Annotated in this window: 9 protein-coding genes and 1 tRNA gene; 3 read left to right on the forward strand and 7 right to left on the reverse strand. The window is 41.3% G+C overall.

Annotated features, from left to right (window positions below):
- Nucleotides 1–221: 221 nt before the first annotated feature.
- From ACRHOZ_RS02775 to ACRHOZ_RS02795, 5 genes are all read right to left on the reverse strand, one after another.
- On the reverse strand, nt 222–2,981 hold the full coding sequence (locus tag ACRHOZ_RS02775) for a triple tyrosine motif-containing protein (RefSeq protein ID WP_431122115.1): 2,760 nt from the start codon (nt 2,979–2,981) through the stop codon (nt 222–224).
- 201 nt (nt 2,982–3,182) lie between these two features.
- On the reverse strand, nt 3,183–6,296 hold the full coding sequence (locus ACRHOZ_RS02780; protein ID WP_431122118.1) for an efflux RND transporter permease subunit: 3,114 nt from the start codon (nt 6,294–6,296) through the stop codon (nt 3,183–3,185).
- Nucleotides 6,297–6,324: 28 nt separating this feature from the next.
- Complete coding sequence (locus ACRHOZ_RS02785; RefSeq protein ID WP_431122120.1) at nt 6,325–7,410, reverse strand: efflux RND transporter periplasmic adaptor subunit; 1,086 nt, start codon at nt 7,408–7,410, stop codon at nt 6,325–6,327.
- A 19-nt stretch (nt 7,411–7,429) separates the two neighbouring features.
- Entirely contained in the window at nt 7,430–9,340 is a 1,911-nt protein-coding gene (locus ACRHOZ_RS02790) for a TolC family protein (protein WP_431122123.1), read from the reverse strand.
- On the reverse strand, nt 9,297–9,773 hold the full coding sequence (locus ACRHOZ_RS02795) for a hypothetical protein (protein WP_431122125.1): 477 nt from the start codon (nt 9,771–9,773) through the stop codon (nt 9,297–9,299). Before ACRHOZ_RS02795 ends, ACRHOZ_RS02790 begins: the two co-directional genes overlap by 44 nt.
- A gap of 452 nt (nt 9,774–10,225) precedes the next feature.
- Here ACRHOZ_RS02795 and ACRHOZ_RS02800 point away from each other — a divergent pair, with 452 nt between their 5' ends.
- Nucleotides 10,226–11,893, forward strand: a complete 1,668-nt coding sequence (locus tag ACRHOZ_RS02800) for a carboxypeptidase-like regulatory domain-containing protein (protein ID WP_431122128.1) — start codon at nt 10,226–10,228, stop codon at nt 11,891–11,893.
- A 10-nt stretch (nt 11,894–11,903) separates the two neighbouring features.
- Here ACRHOZ_RS02800 and ACRHOZ_RS02805 read toward each other — a convergent pair whose 3' ends face one another.
- Nucleotides 11,904–13,700 carry a carboxypeptidase-like regulatory domain-containing protein gene (locus tag ACRHOZ_RS02805; RefSeq protein ID WP_431122130.1) on the reverse strand — a complete coding sequence of 599 codons (1,797 nt, stop codon included), beginning with the start codon at nt 13,698–13,700 and terminating at the stop codon, nt 11,904–11,906.
- Between the two features lie 607 nt (nt 13,701–14,307).
- On the opposite strand from ACRHOZ_RS02805, the gene ACRHOZ_RS02810 reads away from it, so the two are divergent.
- Complete coding sequence (locus ACRHOZ_RS02810) at nt 14,308–15,102, forward strand: cation transporter (RefSeq protein ID WP_431122133.1); 795 nt, start codon at nt 14,308–14,310, stop codon at nt 15,100–15,102.
- A gap of 278 nt (nt 15,103–15,380) precedes the next feature.
- Here the strand turns inward: ACRHOZ_RS02810 and ACRHOZ_RS02815 are convergent.
- Nucleotides 15,381–15,454, reverse strand: a tRNA-Pro gene (locus ACRHOZ_RS02815).
- A 244-nt stretch (nt 15,455–15,698) separates the two neighbouring features.
- Between ACRHOZ_RS02815 and ACRHOZ_RS02820 the strand changes: the two genes are divergently transcribed.
- Nucleotides 15,699–18,443, forward strand: a complete 2,745-nt coding sequence (locus ACRHOZ_RS02820) for a T9SS type B sorting domain-containing protein (protein WP_431122136.1) — start codon at nt 15,699–15,701, stop codon at nt 18,441–18,443.
- The last annotated feature ends 119 nt before the right edge of the window (nt 18,444–18,562 follow it).

Genomic DNA, 18,562 nt, shown 5'->3' on the forward strand with positions numbered 1-18,562 from the left:
AATCGTCAGCAAACCCGCATTTTTTGTGGTAGTTGCACAATTCACCCAATCTCGTTCCTGTTTTAAGGTTTTATTAAGAAAATATCAGGATGTATAGGTGATGTTGAGGTAAACAATGCCCATGTTGTACCAGTCTGGGAAGGTCCCTGGCATTTGCATTGGGTGATTTACATTAAAAAGCACTCATTTGAATGGTTGACCAACCCTTTTTTGATGGAATTCTATAAGCTTAAAATGTAATTGGTAAGATTATCATCATGGGATAGGTTCATCTTTTTTCGAAGACGATAGCGTTTGATTTCCACGCTTCTTGGTGAAATATTGAACATTGGGGCTATTTCCTTTGAGGATAGGTTCAAACGGAGATACGCACACAATCTAATATCATTGGGAGATAAATTGGGATGTTCCTTTTTTAGTTTCTTCAAGAACTTCCTATCGGCATTATTGAAAGCTTCTTTGAAGAGTTCCCAATCATCGTTCTGATTGAGGTTTTTATCAATAATATGGATGATGGGTTTTACGGAATTTTTATCATCAATACTTTCCACCAGCTGTTCTTTTACCCTGGTCAGCAGCTCGTTCTTCTTGATGATACTCATGGTAGAGGCGGCCAGTTCATTGCTCTTATTCTTAAAATCCTCCTTTAGCTGTTCATTTTTAAGTTTAACTATCTCCTTTTCATTCTGGGCTTTGGCCAGTGCCATTTCACGTTGATTTCGCTCCACCAACTTCTGTTGTCTTTTTTGGTAGTGTCTTTTGTAGGCAATATGTACCAAATACGCTCCAAAAACCGCCAATAGCCCGTACACAACCAGCATTAGTTGAGTAAGATACCAAGGCCTGTCTATGATAAAAGAGTATGTGGCCACATTTTCCGATTCCCTTTTACCCACACGAGATCGTACATGAAAGGTATAATCGCCATAAGGCAGGTTTTCAAAGGTAACTGCCGCCCGAGTAGACCAATTGCTCCAGCTGTCGTATAACCCCTCTAACCTATACTGGTATTCCACTGCAGCATACTTAGCATATTCTGGAACGCTAAATGAGAAAAGTAGGTTGTTCTCCTCATTCCCAAAACGGGCCACTGTGTCCAATGCCGCACTTTGGGGTGTTGTTCCGTAGCCGTATTTTTTAACCTGGTCTATATAAATGATATGTTCTTTCTGTGTTAACCTGTCCAAATCCAGGGTAATGTATCCATTTGAAGATCCAATGAGGTATTTTTCCTTACCCACATTGGTAATATTTTCAAAGCCTGCGACACCAAGATTGCTCCTAAGCCCGGCAGGTAATGGAATGGCCGTATGGTTGTAGCCACTATCAAATTTTGATGGGGTGACAAACATTAAATCCTGTTGCCCAAACCGCCATAATCTTTGACCCAAACCATCACTCATTAATATACTAAGTGCATCCTCTTCGTAGTGGAACTGATTGGTCAATACCGTATCCAGTTGAAATTGACTACCCGAGCCTTCTAAGGTAAACACTGCATGGATGGTTGCGTAAATCAACTCACCCCTAAACTTGACCAGACTGGATGCAATACCCTTTCCCACTTCCTTGGATAGCACCTTTGCATTTCTAAAGTCTTGGTCCAGTTCCAATTTGAAAACCCCCTTATACTCGTGGTTTACAAAAAGCTCATTTTTAGTGGCAAACTCAAAAAAGCGACTTGAATTGTTGAATCCTTCCAGTGTATTCCGAAATGTCCATTGGCCATCGATATTTTCCAAAATACTGAGTCCCCCATAGTTACCTTGCAATAGATAATTTGGCTCCCCAGGTATAACCTTTACATTCCAGGTTCCCGCAAAACTTGAGATAAGCTCAGCCTTATCCCGGTCAACCACGTAGGTTCCATTGTGATGGCCACAAAAAAGTCTATCCCCAATTTCCGTAAGACACCAAACCTGGCCTTCCGTACCTTCAATTAAACTGAAATTGGTAGTTCCTCCCAGTTCGGACCAAAACAATCCTTGATTGGTTCCCAAATACAATCTATCCCTGTAAACTTTTGAAGCGTAAACCACCCCCAGTTTACCTTCGTAATCAATGAATTCGGCAAAATGGGAGTCTAGATTTACCACACTAAGTCCTTTGTCATGACCCAGCCATAAATTGGCATCTTGATCTTCAAATATGGATAGGATTGTATTGTTATTTAGACCTTGTCCCTGATCAATCCTAAGCAACAACTTACCTTCTTTTGATATTTGGTAAATCCCATTGGAAATAGTACCCAATACAATGCTCCCATCCCTTAGTTGAAGACTGCTGTAAATGTTTAGGGAACTTAGATCTAACCCAACCCCTGTGTTCCAAGGAACCAATTCTCCATTAGGCTGAGAACGCAGTAGCTTTGCATCCTCGGTTAAATAAATCAATTCATTTGCCTGTTCAAAAAGCCCCACTACGGTCTTATCCTTTAATTGAACATTTTTGGTGACCAGATCTGGTTCCGCGTCGGAAATTTTGAATATGCCTTTGTTCTTCCGCTGGAAATACACCCCACTATCCAAATTGAAAATCTGTGCTTTTTCCGCTTCCGCATCTATAATCCTAAAGTTCTTTTCAACTAGGTTATAAATGTATATTCGATTAAGCGACTGAAATAAAATCCGGTCTTCAACGGTTACTATATTCCAAAATTCTTCGTCCTCAAGAAAAGGTTCCGAAAGCTGGTTTTTGAGCGTAGTATAAACAAGTTCCCCTTTTGGGTTTTTTGACCAGTACCCAAATTCCATATAGCATCCTATATAGATTTTGTCCTCAACCACTTTTATACTCCTGATCACTGAGCCGTTTGGAGTAGCATATTTTTTCCAATCAACCCCATTAAACTCCAACAAACTGTGATTGTTGGCCACGTAGATAAAACCGTCAGAAGCTTGCGAAATCGCCCAATTTTGATTTTCGCCACTATAATCTGAAGGTGCGAAGGTTTGTATGGGCGGGAGCTCCTGCGAATGCATGCAACTACCTATGGTAATTACAAAAAGGGCTAATAAATAATGAGGCTTCGGCACTAAAATCCAATTTAGATTAGTATTTGGCACTTCCTAAGGTAAAAGTAAGCTCCTATATATTAAAATACGCAAAATCAATTTATAATAGGTTCCCAATCTACTTTACTTTGGTATACCGTGTACTTTTAGACCTCCTATCAATTAGTCCTAGGCATCCAGAAGCTGTTCATTGAATTGGTAGTTTTTATAGCTTACACGGAAGAGCGCACTATATAGTGCAGGGATGAACAAGAGGGTAATGATGGTTCCGAACAGCAGTCCAACCATAATACTCACTGCCATACCTTCCCACATCTCCCCTCCACTCAAATACAGTGGTATGAGCCCCAAAACCGTAGTGAAGGTGGCCAACAAAATAGGTCTAAAACGTTGCAAACAAGCGCCAATGACCGCGTCTTGTTCCGTACGACCCAAATCTCTTTGTTCAATTTCCATTCTATCTATGAGCACAATAGCATTGTTGATCACTATTCCGGCCAAAGATATGACCCCTAAAAAGGGCATAAACCCAAAAGCCTCTTGAAAAACCAACAAGCCTATTACAACTCCTATCACGGCCAAGGGAATGGTCAACACCACCATGGTCATCTTTCTAAACGAATTAAATTGAATGATCAAGAGCAAAACAATGATAAAGGCAGAAATGGGCAAGAATCCAATTACCGACCCCATACTTTCCGCTGTGCTCTCGGCATCACCACCAAATTTATAACTATAGTTATCTGCCCAGGTGGTTGACTCTTGTTCCAACCAAGGTGTAATCTCCGCCGTTATGGCCGAGGCATTGGCTCCTTCACGCAGCTCACTACTAATGTTTATGGTTCGGCGTAAATCCAAGCGTTTTATCTTGGAATATTGCCAAGCGGGAACAATGGAAGCGACCTGCAGTAAAGGGACTGTTTTTCCAGAGTTTTGCGAGTACACATTCAAGGTTTCCAAGGATGCCAATGATTGTTGCTGTGACGCATCACTTCGCATGATTATCGGAATTGATTTATCATCCTCTCGATATTCCCCGGTTTGAAAACCGTCCAAAACGGTTTGGAGAGAGGTGGCAATATCCTGACTGCTAACTCCAGCGGTTTGTGCCCTGTTCTGATCTATTTCAATTAAAAACTTTTTACTTTTTGGTCCCCAATCATCCTTTACATTTTTGGTGCCTGGAATACCCGCAAGTCTGAGTTTAACCCGTTCTGAAATTTTGGACAGTTCATCGGGGTCGCTACCTGAGACCTTTATTTCTATAGGTGTTCCACCGCCACCTGCACCCAAGGCACCTACTTTGATGTCCGCATTTGGGAAATTGTTGAATGTAAACTTGTCCAATCTGGTGATCATCGCCACATTTTCATTAAAGGAGGAAGTGTTCACCAAAATATGTGCGTAGTTGGAATTGGCTTCATCGGGTGAATACCCAAGATCATAGGATTCCGGTCCTTCTCCGATGTATGAAGACCAATCCACAACACCCAAACTCCTATTAGGGTTCGTCTTGAGCGAATCCGTCATAAATTGCTCAATTTTTTGAACCACTTCGGTTGTTCGCTCAATCTTGTTACCTTCTGGTAAATTAATGTCGATGGTGATCATATTTCGGTCACTATCAGGAAAGAAAATGAAAGGGATTTTGGTGAAGCCATAAAGCGAAACAAAAAAAGCAAGGAATATTGTGATAATCACCTTGTATTTGTTCGCCAAAGCCATCAGGATCAAATTTTTATAATAGCTTTTGCAAGCATTGATAATCCTGTCTACCAAACTTGGTTTTTTCTCTCCCTTGGGAGCTACCTTTAGGAAAAGATAACAGAACATCGTTATTACCGTTAGTGCAATGATCCAGGAAGACATTAGGGCGATAGTGATCACCACGAAAATGGGGCCCACAATATCTCCCATGGTAGTGGGGGATAAAAAGAAGGCCAAAAAAGCAGCGGATGTGGTCAAGGTGGATATCAAAAGTGGCATCCAGAGTTCAGCAAAAGCTTCTTCGGCTGCTTGTTTTTTTGCAACACCCTGCTCCAGTTTTACCATAATGGTCTCTGCCACAACAATGGCATTATCTACCAACATCCCCAGTGCCATGATCAAGGCGGCCAACGTAACTTGATTTAACCCCACATTGATAAGCCCCATGATCATCAATGTCATGATGGTAACAATGGGAATAAGGCTTGCAATAACGAATCCTGTACGGAATCCTAGAAATACAAGCATCACCAACAAAACAATGCTAATGGATTGCAGTAAATTAACAATAAAGTCGCTTACTTTAACATCAATGTAGGTGTCCAGAGATGAAACCCGGGTCAGTTCCAGACCTATGGGAAGTTTCTTTTTCCAACTATTTACCACCTGGTTTACAGCCTCACCCAATGCAACAATATTCTGGTTTTCCTTTAGGTTGACATGTAAAGAAATGGCTTCCTTGCCATTAATACTGACAATTTGATTGGGCGGATCAATATAACCTTTGGAAACCGAAGTTATATCCCCCAATTTAACCAGTTGCGTGCCATCTCCCACAGCAATCAGCATATCCCGAATGGCTTCCACAGAATCAAAGTTTCCAGTGGGTTCCAAAATAATGCGTTCATCTCCTACATTGACCTGTCCCCCAGAATTTAGAATGTTGGTAGCGGAAATGCTCTGCTGTAGCTTGGACGCCGAAAGTCCATATTCCTTGAGTCGTGTATTGTCAAATTCCACAAAAACCCGTTCTTCCTGTACACCACCGAGTTCCACTTTTGCTGCATCGGGAAGCTTGATCAATTCATCTTTGATATCATCCGCGTACTCCTTCATCTCGGAATACGAATATCCGTCAGAGGTCAAGCCTACCACAATACCATAAACATCGCCCACTCCATCATCATTCAAATTGGGATTTACCCCACTAGGCAGGCCTTGAATGGCATTAAGTTTTCTGCGCAGCCTATCCCAAACCGATTGCATTTTTTCTTTGGACACCACATCTTTCAGGGTCACGCTTACAATGGAAAGTCCCGTTCTTGAGGTGCTGTTTACCTCATCAAGCTCCGGGAGTTCCTGGGCAACTTTTTCAATTTTATCCGTTACCAGTTGCTCAACACGTTCAGGACTCGCTCCGGGAAAAGACGAGACCACTGTGGCCACCCTAACCGTATAAGGAGGCATGCTATCTCTTGAAAGTCCAAAATACATGGAGATGCCCAACAAAACGATAGTTGCCAGAACCATAAAGGTGATTCTATTCTTTTCAATGGAAAACTTAGCTAAATTCATAGGTTGGTTTTAGTGCGGCCAATTCAATTCATTGTAATTTAACTTCTTGCCCGTCCAAAAGGGTCTGAAGTCCTGCTGTTGCAATTTTTTGTCCCTTGGACAATCCTGATGTAATTTCGAAACCGTCAGATGCAAGGCTACCTATTTCGATAGCTTGTTTTCGCACTTTGGTGATTGCTCCTTCTTCTTCAATTAAAAACACAAATCGTCCATTGCTATCTTCTCCTACCGCATGGGCAGGAACCACCAATCGGCTTTCATCAATTTCATGATTGCCAAAATCAAAGGCCACATTGGCAGCCATTCCACTTTTGATTGCATCGCTTGGGTTTACAACAGTTACCCTGACTGGATAAGTTGCGGTATTAGCATCCACTGCGGGAGCTACCTCGGTGACTTTTGCATTGAAGGTTAGATCGGGTATGGAAGAAAAGTCCACAGCTACTTCCATTCCTTCCTGCACTCCATTGATCACGCTCTCCGGCAAGCCCAAGGAAATTTCCATATCCGTGCCAGAATTGAGTATGGCCACCGAAGATCCTGCCTGGACATTTTCATCCACTTCTGCCGAAATAGAAGCGATAATACCATCTTCAGGCGCATAAATGTATCCGTAGTTTATCTGGTCTTGTTGAATCTCCACCCCTCGCTTAGCGGATTTATAACTTTCTTCCGCATTTTTAAATGAGTTTTTTGCTGCCTCAAAATCACTTAATGAAGTGCTCCCTTTTTCGTAGAGGGAACGAATTCTGTTCAAGTTCAACTTGCTGGTGTTCATTTGCGATGCAGCACTGTTCAGTTGTGTTATGGACTGTTCATAGGCCAATCTTGATTGCACATTGTCGAGTTTGCCGAGCAATTGCCCTTTCTTCACTTTTTGCCCAAGCTTCATATCAAATTGGGTGATGATTCCAGAACTTCTAAAACTTAAATTGATGATTTTATCGGTACGAGCGGTTCCGCTAAAGGTTCTTACCCGCTCTCCTCCCAGAAAGCCAACCTCCTGGTATTTAACGGGCCGCAAGAACTTTTCTTCCTTTTTTTCTTCACTTCCGCAGGATAATAACAATCCCGCCAGGACACTGAACAAACTTAGTTTTGATATGAATTTCATCCCTTTGTGTTTTTGTACGTTAGTTTCTGGTGTTTAAATACTCAAAGAACCGTTGTCTAAACTCGTTGTTGTTTTCTTCAGAATTCAATAAAAAATAGTAGCCTAAAAAGCGCTCTACCTGTAGTGAATTGATCAAATAATTATAGGTTGCATTGGCCCTGGCCAATTGAGCATTCAAATAGTTGTTCTGTGCATCCAATAATTGCACAATATTTACAGCTCCGCTAGAGTACGAAGCTTGTGTAAGCTCCAAGGCTTCCTCTGCCGTTTCTTCTGATATTTGGGAAAGCTGGATATTGGAAATCTGATTCACCAAATTCAATATGGCCGTTCTAATGTTCACGGCAATACCCAATTCCACATTTTTTTTATTGATTTCCAACTGTTCTTTTTGAATGATGGCCGTTTGACGGTTGATGTTGGACAAATTCTGGTTTACGATGGGAATGGACAGGTTAAGTCCAGCATTGTAGGTATTATCAAGCAGAGAAACACCCGGAGGTGGGGTACTGCCCGCACCCGATCGGCTAAATGTGGAATTATATTGGCCTTGCAATGCCAAGGTTGGAAGAAATCTGCCATACCCGTTCAACCTTATGTTCCGTTCCGTGGCCAAAAGATTATAGTCCAGGGATTTTAACTCAGGGGCATTTTTATAGGCCTCCTCAATTAGAAAATCGATAAAGGGCTCCCGTAACGTGGGATTGTCCAAAAGGTCAAAAAATTCCTCGTAGTTGTAGCGCTCAAATATGCCCTCATTGAATTGCACGTCCTCCACATCAATTTCAAGATCCACAGGATTGTTCAATATTTGGTTAAGCACCAAAAAACCTTGTTCCAATTGGTTAACGGCCTCCACCATGGATTGGGTGTTTTGTGCCATTTCACTTCGAAAACGGAGCATATCGGACTTTCCGGATTGGCCCGCTTCAAAATTCTGTTCTGCAATTTCCAGGTTTCGCTTGGTCAAGGTCACATTCCTTGATTGAATTTGCGCATTTACCTTTAAAATTAGGGCATTGAAATACGCATTTGAAGCGTCAAAAATCAAGTCCAGTTCGGCAGCATTAAAATTTGCCTCTTGGGCTTTTTGAAGGCTCTTTTGTATGGAAATGTTGGCGTTGGCCGCTTCAGAAAACAAAGTTTGACTCAGGGTGATGTTTGCGCCCGTTGAAAATTCAGGGTTGGCGCCGGCACTTGCCTCAGCCGCATCAGGGTCAACATAAGTGGCCGTTCCAGCAGCGGTTAAACTGGGTAAGTAATTGCTATTGGCCGATTTTACATCCTGCTGTGCCAATTCAACATCTTTTTGATTGGAACCAAGGGACAGGTTATTCTCAAGCGCATCATTGATTGCGGTCAAAAGGTCATAATCCTTTTCAGAAATAACATTTTTAAACTCCCCAACAAAATCTGTTTGCCCTACCAAGCTGTATTTTATGGGTACGCCGATGGTCTCAGCGGTATTGTAATTGATGGTCAGTCTAGGGGTGTAATCTATGTACACCGGAAGTTCGGACAAAGGGGTGCCTGTAACATAAGCCTCTATGGTCAATGCAATGCGTCTAAAAAACTGATCCAGGTTATCATCGGATTGGTAGGTTGCCATGATGCCATCCTTGACATCTTCAGTACCATTAACCGTAAAGGAAGGAAGTTTGGCCTGCAAAAAGGTATCTGCCAATTGTTTTTTCTCTTCCCTGCTCAGAAAAAACCCTCCTGCCATATAAACTGCATCGATTCCTTCCAAATTGGAGGTTATGTCCTGAACGGTAGTAAACGGAATCAGCTTATAGTTAGCCCCAAGTGCTGTGATTTCCTTGTTAAAAGTCTCTTTGAGCGGAAGTATTTCCACAATTGGGGCATCAATTACGATTCCGACGTTCTCAAAGTTTGGTAAGGTCCTTGAATTTCTTGAAATCTTCTTCATAAGACTCAGATTCTACCAAATAAGTAAAATTCTCTATCCCAGAAGTTGCATTGGTCAGGTCAAGATTGTGGAGGTCCCGATTAACTGCCCCGAAGAGAATTGTAGGTTTTTTATGTGACTCTTTGGCACTTATGATTTGATTGTTGACCACTCCAAAGGCCAGGATAATATCCGTGTTGTTGTTTATAAGTTGGTCGTAATTCTGTTTGGCCTTGGCTACATCGAAACCGTTGATAAGTATGTTTTCTTGAGGAAATTGAATGTTCGCATCCTCCCCTACCACGGCCACGACTTCAGATTTTAATTGTTCCAGCAAGGGAGACATTTCAGGGTTCATCTGATCAATAAGAATACCTATTTGATAGGTTTGGCCGGTTTGGGCAAATGTGGCCAAAGACAAGAGAAGCATTACGAAGAATAGTCTTTGTTTCATATATGTTGAGGTTAATTCCTGCCTTACCTTACTTAGGCGACTTGTAAAAGCTCCTTACAGGCTCTTTAATAAAATGTGATTCAATCCTGACCAACCTTTAACTCCGAATGATGCTTTTTCGGTATATGGTATCACTAAGTAAAATTGCCAAACCGGTGGTCAAACAAAATTTTAGAACCGTGTTTCATTCTAAAATAGGAAAATTATTGGTAGTTTTTAACACAGCATTAACAAAATGAAGTAATCCAAAAACCAAAAAATCTCTCAATAATCGCAAAGAACAACGTCTTAGGAAGGTGAGGTAAGGTAAAACCGCCGTACGAAAAACTCTCGGTTAATAAGCAAGGTTGGTATTCGCTACTGGAAGTTGGCGCATTTTTTTTTACTTTTAATACCAGTAGGCATCTCAGATTCAATAATTTAGAGGATGCAGTCCTACCAATCAATCAAAAATGAAGCATCTTGCAATATTTCTATTTTCAATAATCACCGTACCAATTTATGCCCAAACCACAGATATAATAATTTCAGGGAAGGTTACTGATGTCTGGGAAACTCCCATTCCTGATGCTAATATATTAATCAAGAATACAGAGCTTGGCACTAATTCCGACACCCAAGGGCAGTTTGTCATACAAGCGACGATAGGTGAAGTTTTGGTCATCTCCTCGGTTGGTTTTGGCACTATTGAACTAGTTGTTGATGAGCAAATGGAAGATTTGAAAGTGGTACTTTCTCCTCAAACTACCAAATTAAGGGAAGTGGTTGTCCAAAAAAAGAAGCGGAAAAGACAAAAAGAGTTGCTTGCGGACTATCAAGAAAACACTAATCTAATCAAGACATCTTTTGGAATTCTGGACAAAGATCGTTCTTCCACTGCCATGCGGTTTGTAGAGGGCAAAGACCTAATAAATGTAGGAACAGATTTTTTGGCCTCATTAAAAAACCATGTTCCCAGTATGCGGGTTGTCAGACCCCCACATGTACCTGATGTAGAGGTTTATCTAAGAAGAGTATCTGTTTCAATTGTGGATACCTCCGGTACCATGGGTGCACAACCCAAGGCCATATTTGATGTGGACGGGATGATTTTTGAAAGCACACCGACCTACCTCTCTGCAAGTGATATAGACCGTTTGGTTGTTTTGGAACGCAATGCCGCAATGTCCAGATACGGTCCTCGAGGGGTTGGAGGTGTTATTATCGTCAATACAAAGGGCAAAAACCGTATGGACGAAATGGGAATTGTTCGACGGTACGACAACTCTGAAATGCGGGATAGCCTGTATACCCTATTCGATAGTAAAAACAGCTATGTGCCCGAGAATCCTGAATATCTGGATGTCTTTGGCCGAGCTACATCCCATCAAGAAGCAAAGGCATTACTGAAAACCCATGCCGAGGCTTATGCAACCCAACCTTATTTTTTCTTGGATATGGCGCAGTATTTTAGGGGACGTTGGGATGATCAAAAAACAGCCAACCAATTGCTCAAGGATGTCCGTCAAAACTTTGGGCAAAACATTCCGGCCTTGCGGTCACTAGCTTATACCCATGAAACACAGGGACAAAATGATTTGGCATCGGAAACGTATCTTCAAATTTTACAACAAGATGCTACGGCACCCCAATCCTATATAGATCTTGCCAATGCCTATGTTGCCCTTGGAAATCAAGATAAAGCGGCAGAGGTGTACCGACAATTCAAGGAAAACGTCCAAAACGGACGTATCCCGGAAACTGGTGAAATGGACAGCTTCTTTAATTTGGAACCGCCAATGATATCTCCCACCAGAATTGTAATGACATGGAGTAATCCCGAAATCAATTTGGGTATTCAGATCATAAATCCTGAATCGCAATACAAAACCTGGGACAATAACGAAAATCAGGAGGGTTCAACGACGAAACAGTTCTTGTTTGAGGAAGAACCCAAAGGAGAATGGCAGATAAACTTGCAGCTCTTTGAAGGCACCACAACATATCTTCGGGTAACAAGCTATTTTGATTATGGGCTTCCCACGCAACATCAAAAACAGATGCTGTTTAAACTTACCCCAAATTATCAGGGCAATCATTTATTCTCTGTAAATACGCAGAAAGATTCAATTATTGAATAACCGTTTATCATCAACGGTTCAATGATAAGTTATCCACCCCTAATCGGGCATTAATTCTTCGGTTCCATAGCCGTAGGGCTTCCTGATCTGCACCTCTTTGGGTCTCTCTTTCCATTTTTTTGACCTCAATCGCTGCACCCTGATATATTTCATCAAATATGGCCTTTGCCTCCTCAGAACCCATGCTTTCAGTGATACGGGAAGACGCTAATTGGCGGTAAACCTCATAGATATCAAAAATTATATTGATGTAGGCCAACCTGTTTCTGGAGCCATCATTATTAAATTGGGAGGCATTGAGATCTAATAAAGTTCGGCTTACGGTTTTGTTTTTTCCTTCCCCATCCAGATATCTATCCACCATATAGGTAATGTTGAGTCCCTTGCTATTTTTAACACCTGTGCTTTTTATGTGGGCCGCTACAGGCGAATCAAAGGATTTGCCCACTGTTACATCCCTATTGCCCCTCGCATTTTTTCGGGCTGTTTTGTCTTCCTCTACAGGCATAAAGTTTGTGAGATGTTCCCAATGCAAGCGGTAGTCCTTGTGCCAAGACAAGACAGAGGGTTTTGCATACATAAGGTCACTTAAGGGAATATAGCTGTTATAGTTGATCAAATAACCATGCTCTTTCATGAAGTTCATGGAACGATTATCCTTAAAGCTTTTGGGAAATTGATAGTTGGATTCCCAAAAATGATCTGAGGCCTGTAAAGCAATAATTTTATCGTAATCATTGTTGAAAGACAATTCTTCGGTAAAATATGGCATCTCAAAAGTGGAATCGTAATCATAGGTATAGAGAAAGGTGCGGGAATCTATGATCTCAGAAAAGTTATCGAATCTGTAATCCATTCGTAATGACAGATTCAAGTATTGGATCTTATCCAAATCCATTGGATCGAAAGCAATATCAAGTTGCATTTCCATGGGAATAAGCTCAATATTGTCATTAATGGAAGCCAAATTGGTAATACTCGGTTCCTTAACGCCCAATTCAATTCTTTTGACAATCAACCGGGCATGATCTACTATCAGTTTGCCATAAAACAATCTTCCATTGGGTCTCTTGGGGAAAAAGGCAATGGCCACATCCTGCTCGTTACAGGAAGTACAGGGGTCAATCCTCACCTTGTATTTTCTGAAAATGGCCTCATAATTCATATTACCAGGGTAATTTGGTAATAGTTGACCTGTGGTTCCAAACAGTTCAAAATCACTTAGAATTTTAGTATTATCCAGACTGTAAAAGGCAAACTTTTTATTCTGCCCAAACCGACCGCTTTTTACCTTTAAATCCAAGATGCCTTCTGATAAACTCTGACCGCTGTTATAAAAACCTTCTATTTGTTCTATAGGGATGTTCCGAGCGGACGAACTCAACTTAAGAAAAGCCTTGCTATGGGTTACTTTATTTTTTGCGCGGTACTTTTCCACTACCTGGGCCAATAATTTATACGGATATTCTTTGTCCTCCCCTGCTGTTAGCACCACTTCATCCAAAGCCGAGACATCGGTCTCCAGATACAGTCTGGGTTCGGATTTAAAATAGGACAAGGCTTCTTTTTTGGGTTTAAACCCAATATGCCTTATTTCTAGGGAATCGTTGGCAAACTCATAACCGATGGCAAATTTTCCATCTTCGTTGGTTATGGTATAATCCTCTTTGGATCCATATATTTTGATCGAGCAATAAGGTAAGGGTGTGTTGGTCGTCTGATCATATATGTGACCTTCAATCTTGGACTGGGACCAAGCTGAAGTACAAACTATTAAAGCTAGAAACAGATTGATTTTCTTCATCATCCAAACGTATTGCTCAACACATTTTATTCAAAATGAAAGGGTTAGACACTGTAAGATAAGTCACATTTTGTTTGTATCCATAGGAAGACAGCATCTTTTATATGAATATGGACTAAATTAATAATCGGATATCTGCAAATGATGAAAATGACATCAACAAGCGTCCAATAAAAAAAAGCCGAACAATATGTCCGGCTTTAGCTTGTCGGGATGACTGCACTAAGAATAAAAATGCAATCGTCTCAATATCAATATTTTATGTTGACTTTCACAAGATAGGTAACCGAATAGGTAACTTTTCGAGCTGACTTTCTTGCTTTAATAAATTTAGTGATTAATTGTCTACAGTTAGCACTAAAAATACTTATTCTATACCAAAAATGGGTCAAAGTTCATAATTCTTCAGGTATGCTCGTTTGTTCCATAAAACGTGAATTAACGAAACCACTAAATGAGACAATAAATAGGACTTGTCAATAAATTAAAACCCAATGTCTTGAAAAAGTCGCACGAAATGGCCTTTTTGTGACACTCGGTTTTTAGGTTTATATGCAGTAATTTGGTGCTCAAGAATAAATGAAACCGTTGCTTCTAATTAAAGGATTAGATGAAAAAGTCATTGTTTGAGATTTCCAAGATGGACTGTCCCTCCGAGGAAAATCTTATCCGTATGAAACTAGATGGGATTCCGGGTATTGCCGAACTGGACTTTGATATTCCCAACCGGAAATTGACGGTTTTTCATAACGGTGGGGTTGAAAAAATCGAAAATTCGATTGCCGATTTGAACTTGGGCGGGAGAAGAATCTCCACCGAAAAAACTGATAGGACCAACTTTGATGAAAAATCTGACCAGAAAAAATTGCTTTGGGCCGTACTCGCTATCAATTTTGCTTTTTTTCTCATAGAAATGTCCACAGGGCTGTTTTCAAGATCCATGGGTCTAATTGCTGATAGTCTGGATATGTTGGCGGATAGTTTCGTATATGGAATTAGTCTTTTTGCGGTTGGGGGGACTTTGGCCAGAAAGAAACGGATTGCCAAACTTGCGGGATATTTTCAAATTACCCTCGCCATTATTGGATTTGTGGAAGTTTTGAGACGCTTTTTCGGAGCGGAAAGGCTTCCTGATTTTTCTACAATGGTTATCGTTTCAATCTTTGCGCTGATTGCTAACGGTATCTGCCTTTACCTATTGCAAAAGTCAAAGAGCAAGAAAGAGGCTCATATGAAAGCTAGCATGATTTTCACATCAAACGACGTCATCATCAATTTGGGGGTAATCGCTGCTGGTGTGTTGGTGCAATGGCTGGACTCCAACAAACCTGACCTTATCATCGGCACAATTGTATTCCTACTTGTTATTCAAGGGGCATTTAGGATACTTAAGCTTGGCAAATAAACAAATTATCATATCAAAAGTGCTGAAAACCCAACCTTTTTTGAGACTTATTAGTCAATTTAGATTTTTATTAGTTAACGCTACTGGATTCGAACTTAGTTCCAAAGTACCCATAAACATTGGGCTTGCAGAAATGCTTTAAAACTGGGTAACCGAATAGGTAACCTTTGTAGGTCGTTTTAAAGCAAAATCCAACATTTTCTATAGAGGCATAAAACAAAAAAACTCTGATAATCAAACGATTACCAGAGTTAAATTTGCTAACAAAATGTTAAAAGTCGGGATGACTGGATTCGAACCAGCGACCACACGCACCCCATGCGTGTACGCTACCAGACTGCGCCACATCCCGTAATTGACCTTCGGTCAACAATTTTCAATAAACAATACCCAATTTCCAAGTTTTACTTGACAAATTGGGAGTGCAAATATACAATTTGGGTAGATTTATCAAACTATTCATTTCATCCAATTTTTTGGGCACCCAACTGTTTTTGTCAGCTAATTTCAATCCAGTAGTACGAATTCATTATATTTATTTTTGATAGCTACTCAAATTCAAGGATTTATGTTCCCTGTAGTTATCCAATTTGACCATGAAAAGAGCACTACTAATACTTATGGCATTTTGGACCAGCCTGGCTTTTTCCCAAGATAGAGAAGCCGCGATTTGGCATTTTGGACAGTATGCAGGCTTGGATTTCAATAGTTTGGTTCCTCGTTCTTTGACCGATTCCGCAACAGATACATTTGAGGGAACAACCACCATTTCTACCGATGAAGGACGCTTAATTTTTTATGCAGATGGGGAAAGTGCCCATAACAGCTCCCATAGGCTTATTTCAGGAAGTAGGTTCCTAATAGGCAGTACCCGAAGTACCCAATCTGCAATTATAATCCCGGACCCATCCAATCCAACCAATTATTTTTTGTTCACCACTGATGACTATGAGACAGTGGACACCGTGGTATATACTGGCTCAGGACTTAATTACTACAATGTGGGAATGGCGGGCCCCGGTTCCATAAGAAATCAGGTCAATCACCTTATAACCTATGATCCCAGTAACCGTTTTGAAAGGGCTCTGAAATGCTCCCAAAAACTTACAGCGATCAAAGACCCCTGCGAGGAGGTTTATTGGCTAGTCACTCATTTCAAGGACTCATTTTATGCGTTCAAGATTGATGAAAATGGGGTAAACGAAACCCCTGTGGTTTCTCAAGTGGGGCCTGCTGTAGAGCTCGGCCGACCTTTTATGAATTTTAAAGGGCAGATTAAAATGTCCCCAGATGGAACCCGTTTGGCCATGGCTAATTTTCAGAATGGGGTAGACAAAGAAAGTCACGCTCCAGGGAGCCTGTATGTTTTTGACTTTAATGTACTTACTGGTGTGGTTTCCAACGAGCAAAAATTAATGGATGATGATTTTGTGTTTGCTTATGGAGTGGAGTTTTCACCAGACTCGAAAAAACTGTACGCCACTGTAAGCAGTTTTAACAACGGAAATGTACCTCCCAGTGGGTTTTTTAATAATGGGAGCATGTTGGTCCAAGTGGATCTGGAGGACAATAACAATTATCAGAAAATAGCCGATTCCCCTGTAGATCCAACGGATCTCCAACTAGCAATTGATGGTAAGATCTATCAGGCGCATATTCAAAGGCGCTATCTTGGAGTTATCAATAATCCCAAGGAAGTAGGAGCGTCATGCAACTACGTGGAAGATGGCCTTTCAATGGGTAGGGCAAGTCAAAAAGGGCTTCCAGCTTTTGTGCAGTCTTTTTTCCAGGTGAGGGTTGAATACGAAGAAGCTTGTGTTGGAGACAATACAAAGCTCTCTACCAACTATCTCCCAGACCCCGACAATATTGAATGGGATTTTGGTGATGGCTCACCCGTATTGAACACTTTGGACAAATCACCGGAACATGTTTATACCAGCGCAGGAACTTATCTGGTCTCTGCCACCATTACCAAAGGTGCAGAAGTGGAAACCTATACCAAAGAAGTGGAAGTAACCTCTTTACCCTTGGCAAACCCTGCTGAGTTGGTACAGTGTGACCCAGATGGCGATGGATTCTCAGAATTCAACCTATTTGAGGCAGCTTCTCTAATAAACGCTACAGAAGGACTCACCTACAGTTTTCATGAAACCGAAAGGGGAGCTAGGGCAAGTACAAGCGTAATTGCTAATCCGGAAACCTATTCCAATGCTTTGGGAAATCAACTTTTTGTGAGGGTGGAGAATGAACTGGGATGTTTTGATGTTACCACCTTGGACCTAAGAGTGGTGAGTACGGCAATTCCAAGTGGTTTTCAATTGGAGGTTAGGGCCTGCGATGATGGGGTAGACAACAATTATGCTGATGGCATTGGTACTTTTGACTTTAGTAGTGCCACAGCTGCCATAATGGCCCTGTTCCCTGCCAATAGCAATTTTGAAGTTAGCTATTATGTCTCTTCAGAAGATGCACTTTCCGAAACCAATCCGTTAGACCCAACGCAGTACCGCAATGTGGGTTCGCCCAATAGACAGGATATTTGGGTTCGTGTTGATGGAGCGGATCAGAATGCCTGTATTGGGCTTGGGCAACATATTACCTTAGCTATAGATGAGGGGCCTATTTTTGATTTGGAACCCTCCATAGAAGTCTGCTTGAATCAGTTGCCTTATCCTATAAGTGCCCGAAATCCACAAGATAATTATACATACGAATGGATGGACGCAGAGGGAAATATTTTGGGTACCAATCAAAATTTTGGTGTTCCCGCAGCGGGAACCTATACATTAAAGGCAACCATGACAGATGGTACAGGATGTGAAGCCTTCAGTACGATAGAAGTCACAACCATTGATCCTCCCGAAATATTGGATGTAAAAGTGGATGGACTGGTCAGCTTACAAACCACAGCAACAGTGGAACTTGCAAGCTTTGATAATTTCGAATTCTCTTTGGACGACCCATTGGGCCCTTTCCAAAGCAGCAATGTTTTCCAAAATGTTCCTCCAGGAGTGCACATGGCCTATGCTAGGGATATCAATGCCTGCGAAGTAGTGGAATACCAATTTTCTGTTATTGGGCATCCTGCTTTCTTCACACCAAACAATGATAGTGTAAATGACTACTGGCAGATACAAGGTATTAGTGCTGATATCCAATCCCAATCCATGGTCTACATCTATGATAGATATGGTAATTTCCTTGCACAAGTGGACGCAGCGTCCGAAGGCTGGGATGGCAGTTGGAACGGTAAGCCGCTCCCAGCTTCAGACTATTGGTTCACGGTTTTCTTGGAAGATGGTAGGTCCTTCAAGGGCCATTTTACCTTGAAACGGTAAATCCTTTCCATCTGTTTTTACATGGTGCGTATTTGGTATTTTCGGATATCAGTTCATCTATTAAATGCGATGAACACCCATTTTTGTGCGCCTCTTTATGCCCAAAACACTGAAATCAC

The sequence above is a fragment of the Flagellimonas flava genome (genome assembly GCF_050617915.1).
Lineage (GTDB): Bacteria > Bacteroidota > Bacteroidia > Flavobacteriales > Flavobacteriaceae > Flagellimonas > Flagellimonas flava_A.